The following is a 16,312-nucleotide window of genomic DNA, read 5'->3' as shown; positions in this document are numbered from 1 at the left end:
CCCCGCCCCGACGCCGTCGCCGGCGTGGCCGAGCAGCGAGGAGAGTTCGTATGCCCATCGAGGTTGGTGCCGAAGCACCCGACTTCGTGCTCAAGGACCAGAACAACCAGGAGGTCCGCCTCTCGGACTTCCGGGGCAGGCGCGTCGTGCTGCTGGTGTTCTACCCGCTCGCCTTCACCGGCACCTGTCAGGGCGAGTTGAGCGAGGTGCGCGACAACCTCGGCGAGTACGTGAACGACGACGTCCAAGTGCTGACCGTCAGCGTCGACTCGGCCTACAGTCACAAGATCTGGGCCGACCGTGAGGGCTACCAGTTCCCGATGCTCGCCGACTTCTGGCCGCACGGTGCCGTCGCCCAGGCGTACGGGGTCTTCAACGACGTGGCCGGCTTCGCCAACCGGGGCACCTTCGTCATCGACAAGACCGGAGTGGTCCGCTTCGCCGAGATGAACGGCCCGGGCGAGGCCCGCAACCAGCAGGGCTGGCGCAAGGCCATGGCCGAGACGACCACCTGACCGGGGTACGCCGTGCGCCCGGGTCGGTGGCGGGCAGGTAAGCTTGCCAGCCACCGGCCCGCCACACGGGCGATCCGGGCGCGTAGCTCAGTGGGAGAGCACCCGCCTTACAAGCGGGGGGTCGCAGGTTCGAAACCTGCCGCGCCCACCCTTCACCATCTGCCGAAAACCAGCCGCGTCGAAGCAGCGCCGGCTCGCCTTCAACGGCGGAAATGTCGCACTGCTGCGTCTGGTGGCACGGCAGGAAGAGGCCCGACCTTCCGGTGGTGCTCGCACCTGGTCATGCGCCGGGACGCAGCATCCTGATCAGGGCGGTGCGCAGCGCCCCGGTGGCCTCGGCCGGAGACATGCGGCCGGCGTCGACCTCCTCGCCGGCGGCATGGCCGAGCTTGATGGTGATCGTAGCCAACCAGCCGGCTGGCAGTTCCTTGTCGAACTCGCCGCTCGTCTGACCGCGCCGAATCACGCGATTGATCCGTTCGGCTACCGGTGCGTGGCGTTCTTCGTCGACGTTCGGGCTCACCGGAAGCGACGCGATCTGCTGGATGAGAGCCGGATAGCGTCCGGCGGTCTGGGCGCCGGCTTCGAGGACGCGGATCAGCGCGTCCGTGGCGGATCCGTTGTCGGGGTCGGCGGCGTCCATCGCGGCGACGGCCTCGTCGGTGATCCGTCGTACGACGGCCGCCATCAGGTGCTCGCGGGACGGGAAGTGAGCGTAGACGGTTTGTCGGGTCACGCCAGCGGCGCTGGCGATGGCGTCGAGGCTCGCGTCGGGCTGCGCGTCGAGTAGTCGGACTGCCGCGTCGAGGATCGCGCTGCTGTTGCGGCGAGCGTCGGCACGTCGCTGGCGGTCTGCTGAGCCGGTCATTTCTTACGCCTTGTCAAAGTTGTTGGCGGGGGATAATTTACAAGCTGTAAAGCTTCATACCTCGCGGGCTGATTGGTGGGTGGCATGAACGGTCTCGAGGGCGTCAATCCGAAAGAGTTCATCGAAAACTTCTTCACCTCTTTCATGGACGACCTGGTTCGCGGCGACGAGGATCCGTCAGTGGTCGTCGACCGTTACCACACGCCCGACATTGTGCAGTTCGCCGACGGCAACCTGATGGACCGCACCAAGCTCATCGCGCACAGCCGCCCGGCGCGGAAGCACCAGACCGACGCCCGGTGGGAGGTACATGAGGCGATGGCAGACGGCAATGGGATCGCCGCCCGCTACACGCTGCACTTCCAGACCTCGAAGCGGGCAGGCAGTGTGGACGTCTACTTCTTCGGGCAGTTCGCAGTCGACGGGCGAATGCGTCGGGCGCACATGCTCACCCGTTCGGTTCCCGTCGAGGCCGGCAGCCAGGGGCGGGTGGCGACGTGAGCGTCCAGACCTATCGCGTCGTCGGCATGGCCTGCGGGCACTGCGCAGGCTTCGTCACCGAGGAGATCGAGCGAATCCCCGGCGTGACCGCCGTGGTGGTGGATGTCGAAAACGACACCGTCACGGTGAACAGCGCCCGCGTCCTCGACATCGTCGACGTGCGGGCCGCGGTCGAGGAAGCGGGCTACGAACTGCCCTGAAGGCTGACGCGCCGCGTCGCGCCACCGGAGCGACCCCGTTGGGCGGCCCCTCGGGGCGCTGTGACTCGTTAACCTCGAACTCCAGTCGGTGGACGGGCTCACCGGCGAGGACCCGCCGCGCTGATCACCGGGAACCTGTCCACGGAGTCACGACGCCTGGCGGGTTGTGCCCCACCCGAGGCGGCCGGTCGGGCCGTACGGCATCGGTGGCGCTTGATGCTTATCATCGCCGCATGCCATTACGTGAACGCCGGCCGGTGGGTGACTGGCCGGGCATCATCGGGGCAGCTTTCACCGCTCTGTCCGCCGGGATCGCCGTCGGAGCCTGGTTGTTCCCGCGAACGCCGGCACCACCAGGCTCCGCCCCCACGCAGGGTGCCGGAGCTGAGACCGCCGAGTCGGGCGTCAACCTGGAGGCGCTCTGGCTGTACTTCGCCTTCCTGGCGCTCATCGGAATCGCGTACCTGCTGTTTCACCGCACCGGCCGACCTGAGCTGGCCATGCTGTGGATGGTCACGGCTGGCATCGCATACGAGATCGCGTTCTGGGACCTGATGAGCGTCGGAGGCCGGGTCGCATCGATCGCGGCTGTCGTCCTCATCTTTCTCATCCCCGTCACGGCAGCGGACATGGCGGAGCGCGAAGCCCGCGAGGCGCAGGCCCGCCAGGAGCAGTCCAACCAGGCATCTGGAGACGCGCCGTCCCCGCCGAACTAGGAAGGCCCTGCGCCGCCGCCCGGATGTCTCAGCTGGTGAAGCCGCCGTCCACGTTGACCACGGCACCTGTCACGTAACTGGCCTCGGGGCTGGCCAGGTGCGCGACGGTGGCCGCGATGTCGGCGGGGCGTGCGTACCGGCCGACGGCGGTGAAGCCGCTGATAGCCGCCGCGTTCGGTCCGTCCGCCGGGTTGGCGTCGGTGTCCGTCGGCCCGGGGTTGACCAGGTTGACGGTGATGGCCCGTGGGCCCAGTTCACGGGCCAGGCCGCGGGTCAGCCCGACCAGAGCGGTCTTGCTCATCGCGTAGAGCGTCAGCCCGGGAAAGACGGCCCGCTCACCGACGTTGCTGCCGATGCTGATGATCCGTCCGCCGTCACCCAGGTGCCGCAGGGCCGCCCGCGCGGCGACGTACGGTGCCCTGATGTTGACCGCGATCGTCTGCTCCACCTCTGCCGCGCCGAGCTCGTCCAGGGCGCCGACCTGGAACACCGCGGCGTTGTTCACCAGGATGTCCAACCGGCCCAGTTCGCCGGCCGCCCGGTCGACGGCGCTCCGTACGGCGGCCGGGTCGGCGCTGTCCGCCTGGATCGCCAGCGCTCTGCGGCCCAGCGCCTCGATCTGCTTCACCACGATGGCGGCCCGCACGGCGTCCTGCCGGTAGGTGAGCGCCACGTCGGCCCCGTCCTGCGCCAGGCGCAGCGCAATACCGGCTCCGATGCCTCGGGAGCCTCCGGTCACCAGGGCGGCCCTGTCGTTGAGTGTCGTCGTCATGGACACGATCATCTGGCCGCGCCGACCGTGCGTCTGGCGGCCATCGGACGTCTCGCTCCGAACGCCAGGTCCGATAGCCGCGATCCTCGACGGCCTGCCAACCCGGTGGGTCACCATGATCCGCGCACCTTCACGGATCCTGCTGCCTCACCAGGCGACGAGGCAGCAGGATCACCGAAGTTGCGCGGATCTTGCGAGGTGGGGGAGGGTGGGGCGAGCGATCGGGGAGCGTGGCGGTGGAACTGGCGGGCATTGGCGCGGTGCTGTTCGACATGGACGGCACCCTGGTCGACTCGGACGCCGCCGTTGAGCGGGCCTGGGAGCGGTGGGCGGCCGAGTACGCCGTCGACCCGGCCACGGCGCTGGCGATCGCGCACGGCAGCCCGGCCGACCGGACCGTCCGCCGGCTGCTGCCCACGCTCGACGACAGCGCGGTCGCCGCCGCCGCGGCACGACAGCTCGCGTTGCAGTACGACGACCTGTCCGACGTGACGGCCACCCCCGGGGCGCACGAGCTCTTGAACGTGCTGGCCCGGCTGGGGTTGCCCTGGGCGGTGGTGACCAGCGCCGACGCGCGGCTCGCCGAGGCCCGGCTCGGTGCGGCCGGCATCAAGGCGCCGGTGCTCGTCACGGTGGAGGACGTCAGCGTCGGCAAGCCGGACCCGGAGGGCTACCTGCGGGGCGCGGCGCTGCTGGGCGTACCCGTAAGGCGGTGCCTGGTCGTCGAGGACGCCGAGGTCGGCCTGCGGGCCGGTCGGGCTGCCGGGGCGATGACCGCCGCGCTGAAGGGCCTCGACGGCGACCTGCGTCTGCGCGACCTGGCCCAACTGGCGCACCACCTGGAGTCGACGCCCTGACCGCTGCCAACCAACGCGCCGCCCTGACCACTGTCAACCAACGCGCCGCTGCGTCAGGCGGACCGCGGTCAGGGCGATCAGCAGCAGGGTGACGCCGAAGAGCAGGGCGTTGAGGGCGACGGTGGGGTACCCGAGGTGGGGTACGTCGAGGAACGGGTAGAGGTAGCGGCCCTCGGCCCCGTGCAAGGCGCCCCGGACCAGGATCACCGTCAGCCACAGCAGCGGGTAGCCGAGCAGGCTGACCGCGTACGCCGGACGCAGCGCGGCCCGGGGTCGGTGGTTGAGCCACTGCGCGGCGGCCAGCGGCGGCACCACGGCGTGCAGCAGCAGGTTGCCGGCGTCGGAGACCAGTCCCCGCGCCTCGGGGTTCGCCACCATGGCGTAGCCGCTCCACGGGTTGGCCAGGACGAGGACGAAGACCACCGCGGTGCCGACGAGGTAGACGGTGAGCGCGGTACGCACCCGGTCGCCGCACCCCGCCAGCAACACCACCAGGTAGGCGAGGTCGACCTGCACCGTGAAGTAGAAGAGCAGCTCGACGGGCTTCTCGCGGGCGGCGATTCCGGCGAGGGTCAGCCCGACGGCGAGCACCAGCGCGGTGCTCACCCGCAGGACCCGGTCGGCCACCGGCGGACGCTACCACCGCCGCATCGACGAACGCCACGACGAGCGGCCGCGTCTGGCCTGCGGAGCCGGGTCGGCTGGTCGCGGCGACCCGGTGTCACCTCGTTGCGCCTCGGGGGTGGCGGCGCCCTCCGCCGGGACGACGGGTGTCAGCGATGCGTACAGCGTGACCAGCTCGGCCAGGTAGCGCTCCGCGGACCAGTCCGTCGCCGCCGCCCGGCCGTTCCGGATCACGGCCTCGCGCACCTCCCGCTCGGTCAGCAGCCGGGTGAGCAACGCCCCGAACGCCGCCGGGCTGGGCTCGGCGACCGGTCGGGCGGTGCCGGTGCCCGGCCGCTCGGCGAGCTGAGCGTCCACGATGGCCACCGGTAGTCCGTACGCCTCGGCCTCGGCGAGCACCAGGCCCTGCGTGTCGGTGGTGGAGGCGAACGCGAGCACGTCCGCCGCCCGGTAGTAGGCCCCGACCCGGTGGCGTGGCACCGGACGGAGCAGATGCAGCGAGCCGGTGACGCCGTACCGGCGGGCCATCCGGCGGACCGCGAGCCGGTGCCGGCGGGCCCCGAGCAGCACCAGCCGGGCGGCCGGCAGCTCGCGGCGGACCCGGGCGAACGCGGCCAGCAGCAGCTCAGGGTTCTTCTCCGGCGTGGCCCGTCCGACAGCGAGCAGCACCGGCGCGTCCGCCGGGATGCCCAGTCGGGCCCGCAGCCGCCGCCGGTCGTCGGCGTCGGCGTGCGGCGCGGCGGCCGGGGTCGGCAGGACCACGATCGGGGTACGCCCCGCCATCGCTCGCATCATCGCCGCGGTCTTCGTCGAAGGGGCGATCAGGACGGTGCTGTGGGCCAGCAGGGTTCGCCCGAGTGCCGCCAGTCGGGCCTGTCGGCCTGCTCCGGGCTGGGCGAGCGCCCACAGATCGCTCGCCCGCCAGCGCAGGCCCAGCCGCAGGCCGGCGTAGGCGGCCCCGATCGGGACCTCCGGGTAGTGCGCGGCGTACGCGACGAGGTCGGTGTGCCAGCTCAGCACGGTCGGCACCCGACGGGTGGCGGCCCACCGCAGGCCGGCGACGCCGAGCGGGCCGGTGGTGTGCACGTGCAGCACGTCGACCGGTGCGCTGGGCGGCCGGGGCAGCGCCAACCGGTACGGCCGGGTCGGCACCGACAGCGAGGGCACCTCGCCGGGTCGGCGGCGCCACTGCCACAGTGGGCCGGGGCAGTGCAACACGACCCGGTGCCCGGCGCCGCGCAGCAGCGCCACAGTGGTGCCGACCGAGGTGGCCACCCCCTCCGGGTTGGTGAGGTGGCTGTCGCTGACGTGGGCGATCCGCACGTTGCCATCGTCGCCGGCCCGCGCACCCCCCGGCCGTGCCGTCCGCGCCGGGCGGGGAAACAGTTGGCGTGGCCGGGCCGGTTCTGCTGCACTACCGGCTCGCGACGACGAAGGGGAGACGCCGTGGAGTTGACGTTGACGCCGATGACGGCACAGGAGTTGGACCGCCTGCTCGGAGCATTGCAACAGGGGTACGCCGACGACCTGGTGGCGCACCGGGGGATGACCCCGCAGGCGGCCCTCGACCGGTCGGTCAGCCAGATCCGGGAGTCGCTGCCGGCGGGCGCGGCCACCGAGGGGGCCCTGCTGCGGGTGGGCCGGGTCGGCGACACCGAGGTCGGCTGGATCTGGGTGACCCTGCCGACGGCAGCCGCCCCGGACCAGGCATGGATCCACAACATCGAGGTGCACGAGGAACACCGGGGACGCGGGTACGCGCGGCGGATGATCCAGCTCATCGAGGCCGAACTCACCCGACACGATGTGCCCGAGCTGGGTCTGAACGTCTTCGGTACGAACGCGGTGGCGATCGGCCTCTACCGCAGCCTGGGCTTCGAGGTCACCTCGCAGCAGATGGCGAAACGCCTCACCCCGGGGAGCTGAGCCGGCGGCCCGGGGACGGGTCCCTTCGGCAGGACTGTTCACCTGCCCAGCGGGAAACCGGCGCGGACCGCACCTGGGGAGGAGCGACGGATGACGCACGGCGCCGGACTGACCATCGGTGTGCTCGGCTCGTACGGTGGGCGAAACCTCGGCGACGAGGCGATCCTCACCGGCCTGCTCACCGATCTGCGTACGCAGGAACCGAACGCCCGGATCATCGTCTTCTCGCGGAACCCGGCGCACACCCGGGCCGCGCACCCCGATGTCGAGGCGGTGCCCTGGGAGGGCGTGAGCCGGACCGACTCGGCTCTCGTCCTGGCCCAGCTCGACCTGCTCATCCTGGGCGGTGGCGGCATCCTGTACGACCGGGAGGCCCGCCGTTACCTACGGGTGGTCCGGGTGGCCCAGGAACGCGGCCTGCCGCTGATCACGTACGCGGTGGGGGTCGGGCCGCTCAGCGAGGGGGTGGACACCGGCATGGTCCGGGAGACGCTCTCCAGCGCCACCCAGGTGACCGTCCGGGATCAGGAGTCCCGGATGGTGCTGGAGGAGGCCGGCCTGCTCAACCCGATCACGGTCACCGCGGACCCGGCGTTCCTCCTGCAACCGGAGGAGTTCCCGACCCACCTGTTGGCCGAGGAGGGGGTGCCGGTCGGCAAGCGCCTCGTCGGGATCAGCGTGCGGGAGCCGGGCCGGGCCGCCGAACGCCTCGACGTGGACGGCTACCACCGGCTGCTGGCCCAGATCGGTGACTTCCTGGTGCACCGGATCGACGCGTACGTGCTGTTCGTGCCGATGGAGCGCGACGACATCCGGCACTCCCACGGGGTGCTGTCGCACATGGTCGCCGCCGATCGGGGGCGGATCCTGCACGGCACCTACTCACCGCAGCAGGTGCTGGGGTTGATGCGCCACTTCGACCTGGCCGTCGGCATGCGCCTGCACTTCCTGATCTTCGCGGCGATGGTCGGTACGCCGTTCCTGCCCCTGCCGTACGCCGGCAAGGTCTTCGACCTGGCCCAACGACTCGGCGTGCCGGCGCTACGCGGCGTGGAGCGGGAGGTCGAGGGCCCGTTGCTGGCCGAGGTCGACCGGCTCTGGGACGAGCGGGAGCAACGCGCCGAGGCCACCGCACGACGGGTGGCCGAGGTGTGCGATCAGGCCCGGGGCACCTCGGAGGTCACCCGCGGTGTGCTGGAGAGCCTGCGCAGCCAGACCCTCACCCGGGTCTGAACCGGCTGTCACACCGCCGGGCCGGTCCACCGGTAGCGCCACTCGCGGGCCTCTTCGCGGGCGGTCTCCAACTCGTAGATCTGCGCGTCGGCCAGCCCACCGGAGCCGAGGTGATGGTGGGTCAGCGGCGGACGGCCGTTGCTGTCCAGTTCGACGGTGATGGTCTGCCCGTCCGCAGTGCCGCCGACGAGAAGGATCTGCACGGATGAAGCCATGCGCCCATCCTGCCCGGCCGAGCGCCGGCCCGCAGCGGATAGCGGGGCAGCGGGGGGTCCGGCCGGTGGCTAGGGTCGGCGGATGGAGCAGACGATCGATCCCTCGCTCGGTCCGGTGCTCGCCCGCACCGGCGACGAACGTGCCGTCCTGACCTCGTTCCTCGACTTCCATCGGGCCGTGCTGCTGCGCAAACTGCGCGGTCTCTCCGATGCCGACGTCCGACGCCGGCTGGTGCCGTCGGCGACCACGCTCGTCGGGCTGGTCAAGCACCTGACCCTGGTCGAGCGGAACTGGTTCCCGACCCTGCTGGCCCCCGAGCCCGGCGACGTCTACCTGACCTCCGAGGAGGACGCGGTCGCCAGCTTCACGCTGAGCGAGCAGGAGACCGTCGTCGGTCTCACCGAGGCGTACGAACGGGCCTGCGCCCGCTCCCGGGCCGTCGCGGCGAGCATCGACCTCGACCATGTGGTGCCGCACCCGCAACTCGGTGAGGTGTCACTGCGCTGGATTCTGGTGCACATGATCGAGGAGACGGCCCGCCACGTCGGCCACGCCGACATCCTGCGCGAGTTGACCGACGGCGAGGTCGGCGCCCTCTGACCCCCACCCCCCGCCCCCGCCCCCCCGCCTCCGCGATCTTGCACTTTCTGCGGTGACAAAAGGTGCATTACTCGCAGAACGTCGACAGAAAGCGCAAGATCGCGCGAGTGCGGCGATGGGAGCGGATGGCCGGCGGGTGGGCCGCCTATTCTGGGGGCGGGCGGCGAGTAGGGGGAGCAGGTGCTGGTCATCCACGGGCTGTGGCTGCCCGGCGGCAGTTCGACCGGCGGCCTCGCCGTCTGGGCCGAGGACAGCGCCGCACCGATCCCCGCTCCGCGTTCGGGCCGGCCGGCCCGGGAACGCCCGCATCCCTTCGCCGCCGGGCACAGCGACCTGGCCGCTGTCCTCGCCGACGCCGCCGAGCCGAGCCGGCCGGACACCGCGCTGCTCACCCTGCCCACCCTGGCGGGCGCGCCGACCGACTCACCCGAGCTGATCCGGACCACCGTCGCACCTGCGGCCCGCGGTCGGCTCATACTCGCCGGGTGGCGGGTCCCCACCCTGGTGTACGCCCCGGACGACGCGCTGTCGCTGCTGCAAGCCCTGGACGACATCCCGGCGGTGGCCGGGGCCACGCTGCGACACCTCGCCGAGCTGGCCGACCTCGCCGCCGACCTGGTGACCCGTGGCCGCGTCCTCCCCGGCGTGCGTACGACGACGGCCGACCGGCGGGCCGCGACGGCGAGCAGCCGCCAGAGTGCGCCCGCCGCTGAGATGCTGGTGGCGTCCGGCGCTGCCGCGCAGGCGGTGTGGCGTCCGCTGCTGACCGGCACCGACGCCGCCTGGGCGCGTTCGCTGGCGCTGGCCCTGCCGCCCGCCGCCCGAGCCACCGTCCTGCCGCGCGCCGCCGAGCCGCCCGCCGCCGAGCCCCGCGCCGCCGACCTGTCCGCCGCCGAGCCGCCCGCCTCCGGGCTGACCACTGTCGAGCCGCCCGCCTCCGAGCTGACCGCCGCCGACCTGGTCGCGGATGCGCTGGACGCGCTGACCGACGCCGCCGCGCGGGCTGCGCTGGCGACCACCACGCTGGCCCGGGGGCTGCGTCCAGGAGGTCCGGCACCGGCCTGGCTGGCCGCGCTCGCCGGCCCGCAGCGGGACTTCACCATCGACCGCGCCGGGCTGGCCACCCTCTCCGCCGAACTGGACGCCTGGCAGCGCGACGCCGCCGGTGGTCCGGTGCGGGCCAGCTTCCGCCTTGTCGAACCGGCCCCCGACGAGATCACCGAACCGATCCTGGCCACCCGGGTGGTGCCCGCCGACAGCGTGCCCGCACCCGCCGACAGCGTGCCCGCACCCGCCGACAGCGTGCCCGAACCCGCCGACAGCGTGCCCGCGCCCGCCGACAGCGCGCCTGTCTCGGTCGGTGCCGGGCGCTGGCGGTTGGAGTTCGGTTTGCAGGCCGCGGACGAGCCCGGCCTGCACGTCGACGCCGGGGACATCTGGCGAGCGCCGCACACCCTCGGCGGCCTGGTCGGCCGGACGACCAGCCCGCAGGAGACGCTCCTGGCCGAACTGGGCCGGGCCAGTCGGCTCTGGCCGGATCTGGACGCCGCGCTGCGTACCGCCGCCCCGGAGGCGATGGACCTCGACGTCGAGGGGGCGCACCGGTTCCTCAGTGTGGGTGCCCCGGTGCTGCACGCGGCCGGTTTCGGGGTGCTGCTGCCGTCCTGGTGGCAGCGTCCGTCGGCGCGGTTGGGTGCCCGGTTGCGCGCGCGCAGCCGCACCGCTCCGGGCACCGTGGGTGGCGCCGATGCCGGTGTCGGTCTGGACGCCCTGGTCGACTACCGCTGGGAGATCGCGCTCGGTGACCAGCCGCTCTCCGCCGAGGAGTTGGCGGCGCTGGCCGAGACGAAGACCCCGTTGGTACGGCTGCGCGGCCGTTGGGTGGAGCTGGACCCGGGGCGGCTCGCGGCGGGGCTGCGTCTGCTCCGCTCCGCGGGCGAGCTGACCGTCGCCGACCTGCTCCGCCTCGGGCTCGCCGACGGCGAGGCCACCGGCGAGCTGCCGGTGCTGGAGGTGACCGCCGACGGGGCGCTGGGCGACCTGCTGGCCGGCGCGGTCGAGCGGCGGCTCACCCCGCTGGACCCGCCGCCGGGCTTCCGGGGGATGCTGCGGCCGTACCAGCAGCGGGGGTTGGCCTGGCTCGCCTTCCTGCGCTCACTCGGTCTGGGCGGTGTGCTCGCCGATGACATGGGGCTGGGCAAGACGGTGCAACTCCTCGCGTTGCTGGCCGGGGACCCACCGGAGGCCGGGCCGACCCTGTTGGTCTGTCCGATGTCGCTGGTCGGCAACTGGCAGCGGGAGGCGGCCCGGTTCACCCCCGAGCTGCGGGTGCACGTACACCATGGTGCCGAGCGGGCGCGGGGGGCGGAGTTCACGGCGGCCGCGCACGGCGCGGACCTGGTCCTCACCACCTACTCGGTGGCCGCCCGCGACGCCGCCGACCTGGCCGGCATCGACTGGCACCGGGTGGTGGTGGACGAGGCGCAGGCGATCAAGAACGCGTCGACCCGGCAGGCCGAGGCGGTTCGCGCGCTGCCCGCCCGGCAGCGGGTGGCGGTGACCGGTACGCCGGTGGAGAACCGCCTCGCCGACCTCTGGTCGATCATGCAGTTCGCCAACCCGGGTCTGCTCGGGCCGGCCGCGACGTTCCGCAAACGGTTCGCCGAGCCGATCGAGCGGCACGGCGACGCCGAGGCCGCCGAGCGGCTCCGCCGGATCACCGGCCCGTTCGTGTTGCGCCGGCTCAAGACCGACTCGTCCATCATCTCCGACCTGCCGGAGAAGCTGGAGATGGAGGTGCTGTGCAACCTCACCGCGGAGCAGGCCGCGTTGTACCGGGTGGTGGTCGACGACATGCTCGCCCGGATCGAGACCAGTGACGGCATCGAGCGACGTGGTCTGGTGCTGGCCACCATGACCCGCCTCAAGCAGGTCTGCAACCACCCCGCCCAACTGCTGCGCGACGGTTCGGCGCTGGAGGGCCGCTCCGGCAAGCTGGCTCGGCTCACCGAGATCCTGGAGGAGGTGCTGGCGGCGGGGGAGCGGGCACTGCTGTTCACCCAGTACGCCGAGTTCGGCGCGATGTTGCGTGGTCACCTGTCGGCGCGGTTCGGCCGGGAGGTGCTGTTCCTGCACGGTGGCGTCGGCAAGGCCGAGCGGGATGCCCTGGTGCAGCGTTTCCAGTCCGCGGAGGGTCCGCCGCTGTTCGTCCTCTCCCTCAAGGCCGGCGGCACCGGGCTGACCCTGACCGCCGCGAACCACGTGGTGCACGTGGACCGGTGGTGGAACCCGGCGGTCGAGGACCAGGCCACCGACCGGGCGTTCCGGATCGGGCAGCGCCGACGGGTGCAGGTGCGCAAGTTCGTGTGCGCCGGCACCGTCGAGGAGAAGGTGGCCGCGATGATCGCCGACAAGCGCAGCCTCGCCCAACGGGTGGTCGGCACCGGCGAGCAGTGGATCACCGAGCTGTCCACCGGCCAGTTGCGGGACCTGTTCGCCCTGGAATCCGGCGCGGTGGTGGAGTGAGCGAGCGGAGTGCCGACGTGAGCGAGCGGAGCGAGCGAACCGTGAGCGACTTCGCCGATTACGGGCGTCCGCGTCGGGTCGACGGGGGCCTGCGGGCGCGCAGCGCCCGGGGCGCGATCGGCCGGTCCTGGTGGTCGCGGCGGTTTTTGGAGGTGCTGGAGTCGTTCGCGCTCGGCACCCGGTTGACCCGGGGCCGGTCCTACGCGCGGGCCGGTCAGGTGCTCACCCTCGACATCGCACCCGGGCGGGTCAGCGCGGTGGTGCAGGGCTCCCGGCCGAAGCCGTACCAGGTGTCGATCGCGCTGGAGCCGTTCCCGGCGGCGCTCTGGTCCCGCATCGAGGACGAGCTGGCCGGGCAGGCGTTCTTCAGCGCCCGGCTGCTCGCCGGGGACCTCCCCGACGAGTTGGAGGAGCTGTTCGCCGCCGCCAGCGCGCCGCTCTTCCCGGCCGCTGTGGACGAGCTGACGCAGCGTTGCAACTGCCCCGACTTCGCGGTCCCGTGCAAGCACCTCGCGGCCACGTTCTACCTGCTGGCCGAGGCGTTCGACGCGGACCCGTTCGAACTGCTGCACTGGCGCGGTCGGTCCCGGGCGGAGTTGCTCGACGAGCTCCGGGCCCGGCGGGCCGCGACCACCGGTGCCACCCCACCGATCGACCCACCGTCCGGACCGGACGGCACCGAGTCGACTGTGGACGTCGTGGCGCCGGTCGGCGCCGCCCGGGCGCTCGCCGGGCTGTCGGCGACGCCGCTGGCGGATACGGCGGACCGGTTCTGGTCGGCGCCGGTGCCGCTGCCGGATCGGCCGCCCCGACTGGTGACCGGCACCGACCTGCTGCTGCGACAGCTCGGAGCGCCGGCCCCGGCCATCGGTGGGCCGGGACTGCTCGAACGGTTGCGCCGCGCGTACCGGGCCTTCGGCCCGGCTGACAGGTGAGCTGTCACGTCCACCGGCGGAGGCGTCCCGTCGAGCGGTTCACCAGTCAGGTCCAACGGCGGCGGAACCGCCACATGATGGCGGCGTTGACCACCAGCACCACCGCGCAGATCGCGCCGGTGAGTCGACCGGCGAACACGGCTATCGCCGGCAGCGACGCCCACAACACGATGGTCAACAACATCAGGTAGCGGCCCCTGCGGGCTCGGACCCGGTGGTCCAGCCGCTTGAAGAAGGCCGGGTCACTTTCCCGGAGCTGACGGGTGATCTGGTCGAATCTGCGCTGATCCTCTTTGCTGAGCATGGCGCTGCCTTCCCCTCACGCGTTCAGCGGTTCGGCGGCATACCCGCTGCGGTGGTGGCTCACGCTCGCCCGCTGCTGCTACTTTTCCTCCACGCGAGCGCGCTTCACGTCCGGCTTACCTGAACCTTAAGTTTGCCTTTGGTGGTGAACGGCGCCGAAACTGTCGCGTACGGCGGCGAGGTCCGATCCGTACTCGGCTGGCGCGCGTCCTCCCTGCTGGGAAGGTCTGCGGCCAGGCCCGTCCCACCGCCCACCGTCGCGGTCGCGCTGAGGCGTGTCTTAAGTGCCCTCCCGAGTGGGTTCCGGCCACCTTGAAGGGCCCTGGGGCCTTGGTTACCTTGCCGTAGCAACCCCCCTCAGGCAACAGTCGCCGCACCTGCCGCACCTGCCCGGTAGCAGCTTCCGGCGCTCATCAGAAATCGGGATTGGTACATGGCCGACCAGAATGTGCCACCACGTCGACCGCGGGACGACCGCGGTTGGGACGGACATCAGCACCCCAGCGCTGACGGCTACGGCGACCCCCACCCGCCAGCGCCCTACGGCTACGACTCGCCCCACCCCTACCAGGGCGGCTACGCCGCGCAGGCCGACCCGCGTGAGCAGTACGCCGGGCAGCCCGCGCCCGCTCCGCGTGGTCCGCAGTGGGTCGGGCCCGAGGGCCTCGGGCGTCCGGCCCCGGCGCGACCGGCCGGCACCGGACTGCCCACCCTCGACGATGACAACGAGCCGGATCGCAAGGTCGGCCGACGTAAGGCGATGGTGGCCCTCGGCGGCACCGCCGCCGTCGTCGCCGGTGGCGCGGCGCTCGCCATGACTCCGCAGATCCGTGGCCTCTTCGGCGACGAGGCGGCGGCCGGCGACGCGACCGGCAGCACGGTCACCGACGGCACCGCGGCGCGGCCCAGCGGCCAGCAGCCCAGCACGGTGCGCACCTACACCGAGCAGAACGAGAGCTACATGGGCTCTCGCGCGGGTGAGGCGCTGAAGAAGAACGCGCCGGCCGGTGGGCGGACCTTCTCCGGCCCGGCCGCCGCCGCGGCGGCGACCACTGTGACAGTGAAGACGGTGCTGGCCAAGGACCCGATCCTGCACCTGGCCCGGCGCACCACCTTCGGCGTGACGCCCGCGGTGGTCGCCGACATCAAGCGCGAGGGCATGGACGCCTGGATCCGCGCCCAGCTGGACCCGGGGAAGTTGGAGCCGAGCAAGGGTGAGCTGAAGCTCGCCGAGCTGCCGACCCAGAAGCTCTCCGTGCAGCAGTTGCGCGACCAGCGGGACAAGCTCAACGAGCAGGACGCCCACCCGGAGCGGGAGATGGTCGACGCCACCATCGCCCGGCAGATCTGGTCCAAGCGCCAGCTGTTCGAGGTGATGGTCGACTTCTGGAACGACTTCCTGCACGTCGCCGCCGACTTCGACGGCGGCGAGGTGTACCGCAACTCGTTCGACCAGGACGTCATTCGCAAGCACGCGCTGGGCAGCTACCCGGAGATGCTGGTCGCCGCGAACAAGCACCCGGCGCTGCTGATCTACCTGAACCAGAAGGACTCCCGCAAGGACGCGATCAACGAGAACCTCGCCCGGGAGAACCTCGAGCTCTACTCGGTCGGCGTCGACGGCGGCTACAAGGAGCCCGACGTCCGGCAGGCCGCCATGTTGCAGACCGGCCGCGGCGTGGACGACAAGGGCAAGTACGTCTTCCGCCCCGAGCAGCACTACGTCGGCAAGGTGAAGATCCTCGGTTTCACCCACGCGAACAACTCGGCCGACCCGAAGAAGGCCGAAGCGGCGATCGACGCGTACATCACCTACATCGCGACGCACCCGTCGACGGCGAAGTACGTGGCGCAGAGCCTGGCCACCCGGTTCGTCTCGGACACCCCGCCGAAGTCCCTGGTGGACCGGCTGGCCAAGACGTACACCACGAACAAGGGCATGATCAAGCCGGTCCTGATGACGCTCTTCTGCTCCTCGGAGTTCTGGGCCGGGGTGGGCCAGAAGGTGCGCCGGCCGATGGAGTACCTGGTCGCCACGTACCGCACCCTGGGCGTCTCGCCGGACGCGTCGCCGAAGCACAACAACGGCGACAGCAAGCGCACCGCGTACGCCCGGGGGCTGCGCCAGATCCACGACAAGATGCGCGAGCTGGGCCAGTCCCCGATGGGTCACCCGACCCCGGACGGCTACCCGGACGTCTACGTCGCCTGGACCTCGGCCGGCACGATGGTCAACGGCTGGAACGAGGCGGGCGAGATCCTCGCCGGCTACCGCACTACCTTCACGTACACGGCGCCGGAGAAGCTGGTGGCCAAGCCACCGGCGACCGCCGGGGCGTACGTGGACGCGCTCTCCCAGCGGCTGGTAGGCCAGAAGTTGAGCACGCGGGAGAAGAACCTCATCCTCGGCGTGGCCGGTGTGGCGGCGACCACCAAGGTCGACGCCACGTTCAACGGGGCCATCACCGCCGTCGCGCGGGCGATCCTCGCTTCCCCCCAGCACCACCTCCGGTGAGGCACC

The 16,312-nt window shown here is 72.0% G+C and carries 17 protein-coding genes, 1 tRNA gene and 1 pseudogene; 12 read left to right on the top strand and 7 right to left on the bottom strand.

Translation table 11 applies throughout. The annotated features are described in order from the left end of the window. Positions 1–50 precede the first annotated feature (50 nt). Both AB0877_RS14110 and AB0877_RS14105 read left to right on the top strand, forming a co-directional pair. Positions 51–515: a peroxiredoxin gene (locus AB0877_RS14110; protein WP_366608944.1), complete on the top strand. Its 465-nt coding sequence runs from the start codon at positions 51–53 to the stop codon at positions 513–515. A gap of 76 nt (positions 516–591) precedes the next feature. Further along, positions 592–663: transfer RNA gene (locus tag AB0877_RS14105), tRNA-Val, on the top strand. 132 nt (positions 664–795) lie between these two features. On the opposite strand, the gene AB0877_RS14100 is transcribed toward AB0877_RS14105, so the two are convergent. Beyond that, entirely contained in the window at positions 796–1,383 is a 588-nt protein-coding gene (locus AB0877_RS14100; RefSeq protein WP_366608943.1) for a TetR/AcrR family transcriptional regulator, read from the bottom strand. Positions 1,384–1,467: 84 nt separating this feature from the next. Between AB0877_RS14100 and AB0877_RS14095 the strand changes: the two genes are divergently transcribed. The 3 genes from AB0877_RS14095 (at position 1,468) to AB0877_RS14085 (ending at position 2,800) form a co-directional block, all read left to right on the top strand. Beyond that, a complete protein-coding gene (locus tag AB0877_RS14095) occupies positions 1,468–1,884 on the top strand; it encodes a nuclear transport factor 2 family protein (RefSeq protein WP_366608942.1) in 417 nt (138 codons plus the stop codon). Continuing rightward, positions 1,881–2,084 (top strand): heavy-metal-associated domain-containing protein, encoded by a 204-nt coding sequence (locus AB0877_RS14090; protein WP_366608941.1) that lies wholly within the window; start codon positions 1,881–1,883, stop codon positions 2,082–2,084. The genes AB0877_RS14095 and AB0877_RS14090 overlap by 4 nt, the downstream gene beginning before the upstream one ends. Before the next feature lie 233 nt (positions 2,085–2,317). Beyond that, entirely contained in the window at positions 2,318–2,800 is a 483-nt protein-coding gene (locus AB0877_RS14085) for a hypothetical protein (protein WP_366608940.1), read from the top strand. Between the two features lie 28 nt (positions 2,801–2,828). Here the strand turns inward: AB0877_RS14085 and AB0877_RS14080 are convergent, their stop codons facing one another. Next, a complete protein-coding gene (locus tag AB0877_RS14080) occupies positions 2,829–3,572 on the bottom strand; it encodes an SDR family oxidoreductase (RefSeq protein ID WP_366608939.1) in 744 nt (247 codons plus the stop codon). Positions 3,573–3,808: 236 nt separating this feature from the next. On the opposite strand from AB0877_RS14080, the gene AB0877_RS14075 reads away from it, so the two are divergent. Continuing rightward, the gene (locus tag AB0877_RS14075) at positions 3,809–4,429 is read left to right on the top strand and encodes an HAD-IA family hydrolase (RefSeq protein WP_366608938.1); all 621 of its coding nucleotides are present in this window, start codon (positions 3,809–3,811) and stop codon (positions 4,427–4,429) included. Positions 4,430–4,462: 33 nt separating this feature from the next. Here AB0877_RS14075 and AB0877_RS14070 read toward each other — a convergent pair whose 3' ends face one another. Together AB0877_RS14070 and AB0877_RS14065 are read right to left on the bottom strand one after the other, a co-directional pair. Continuing rightward, positions 4,463–5,056: a Pr6Pr family membrane protein gene (locus AB0877_RS14070; protein WP_366608937.1), complete on the bottom strand. Its 594-nt coding sequence runs from the start codon at positions 5,054–5,056 to the stop codon at positions 4,463–4,465. 9 nt (positions 5,057–5,065) lie between these two features. Next, the gene (locus AB0877_RS14065) at positions 5,066–6,376 is read right to left on the bottom strand and encodes a glycosyltransferase (RefSeq protein ID WP_366608936.1); all 1,311 of its coding nucleotides are present in this window, start codon (positions 6,374–6,376) and stop codon (positions 5,066–5,068) included. A 123-nt stretch (positions 6,377–6,499) separates the two neighbouring features. On the opposite strand from AB0877_RS14065, the gene AB0877_RS14060 reads away from it, so the two are divergent. Continuing rightward, a complete protein-coding gene (locus AB0877_RS14060; RefSeq protein ID WP_366608935.1) occupies positions 6,500–6,979 on the top strand; it encodes an N-acetyltransferase in 480 nt (159 codons plus the stop codon). Between the two features lie 90 nt (positions 6,980–7,069). Beyond that, a complete protein-coding gene (locus tag AB0877_RS14055) occupies positions 7,070–8,212 on the top strand; it encodes a polysaccharide pyruvyl transferase family protein (protein ID WP_366608934.1) in 1,143 nt (380 codons plus the stop codon). An 8-nt stretch (positions 8,213–8,220) separates the two neighbouring features. On the opposite strand, the gene AB0877_RS14050 is transcribed toward AB0877_RS14055, so the two are convergent. Continuing rightward, a complete protein-coding gene (locus tag AB0877_RS14050) occupies positions 8,221–8,427 on the bottom strand; it encodes a hypothetical protein (protein ID WP_030488784.1) in 207 nt (68 codons plus the stop codon). A gap of 82 nt (positions 8,428–8,509) precedes the next feature. Here AB0877_RS14050 and AB0877_RS14045 point away from each other — a divergent pair, with 82 nt between their 5' ends. Next, positions 8,510–9,028, top strand: coding sequence for a DinB family protein (locus AB0877_RS14045; protein ID WP_366608933.1), 519 nt, complete (start codon positions 8,510–8,512; stop codon positions 9,026–9,028). Positions 9,029–10,332: 1,304 nt separating this feature from the next. Here the strand turns inward: AB0877_RS14045 and AB0877_RS14040 are convergent. Next, a pseudogene (locus AB0877_RS14040) lies at positions 10,333–10,464 on the bottom strand (hypothetical protein); the annotation flags it as partial. Between the two features lie 139 nt (positions 10,465–10,603). Here AB0877_RS14040 and AB0877_RS14035 point away from each other — a divergent pair. Continuing rightward, on the top strand, positions 10,604–12,553 hold the full coding sequence (locus AB0877_RS14035) for a DEAD/DEAH box helicase (RefSeq protein ID WP_366609040.1): 1,950 nt from the start codon (positions 10,604–10,606) through the stop codon (positions 12,551–12,553). Then, entirely contained in the window at positions 12,550–13,488 is a 939-nt protein-coding gene (locus AB0877_RS14030; RefSeq protein WP_366608932.1) for an SWIM zinc finger family protein, read from the top strand. Before AB0877_RS14035 ends, AB0877_RS14030 begins: the two co-directional genes overlap by 4 nt. Positions 13,489–13,534: 46 nt before the next feature. On the opposite strand, the gene AB0877_RS14025 is transcribed toward AB0877_RS14030, so the two are convergent. Next, the gene (locus AB0877_RS14025) at positions 13,535–13,792 is read right to left on the bottom strand and encodes a DUF3040 domain-containing protein (protein WP_355023388.1); all 258 of its coding nucleotides are present in this window, start codon (positions 13,790–13,792) and stop codon (positions 13,535–13,537) included. 432 nt (positions 13,793–14,224) lie between these two features. On the opposite strand from AB0877_RS14025, the gene AB0877_RS14020 reads away from it, so the two are divergent. Next, the gene (locus tag AB0877_RS14020; RefSeq protein ID WP_366608931.1) at positions 14,225–16,306 is read left to right on the top strand and encodes a DUF1800 family protein; all 2,082 of its coding nucleotides are present in this window, start codon (positions 14,225–14,227) and stop codon (positions 16,304–16,306) included. Positions 16,307–16,312: the final 6 nt, after the last annotated feature.

The sequence above is a fragment of the Micromonospora sp. NPDC047644 genome, assembly GCF_040704315.1.
GTDB lineage: Bacteria > Actinomycetota > Actinomycetes > Mycobacteriales > Micromonosporaceae > Micromonospora.
This window is presented reverse-complemented; position numbering and strand designations above follow the sequence as displayed.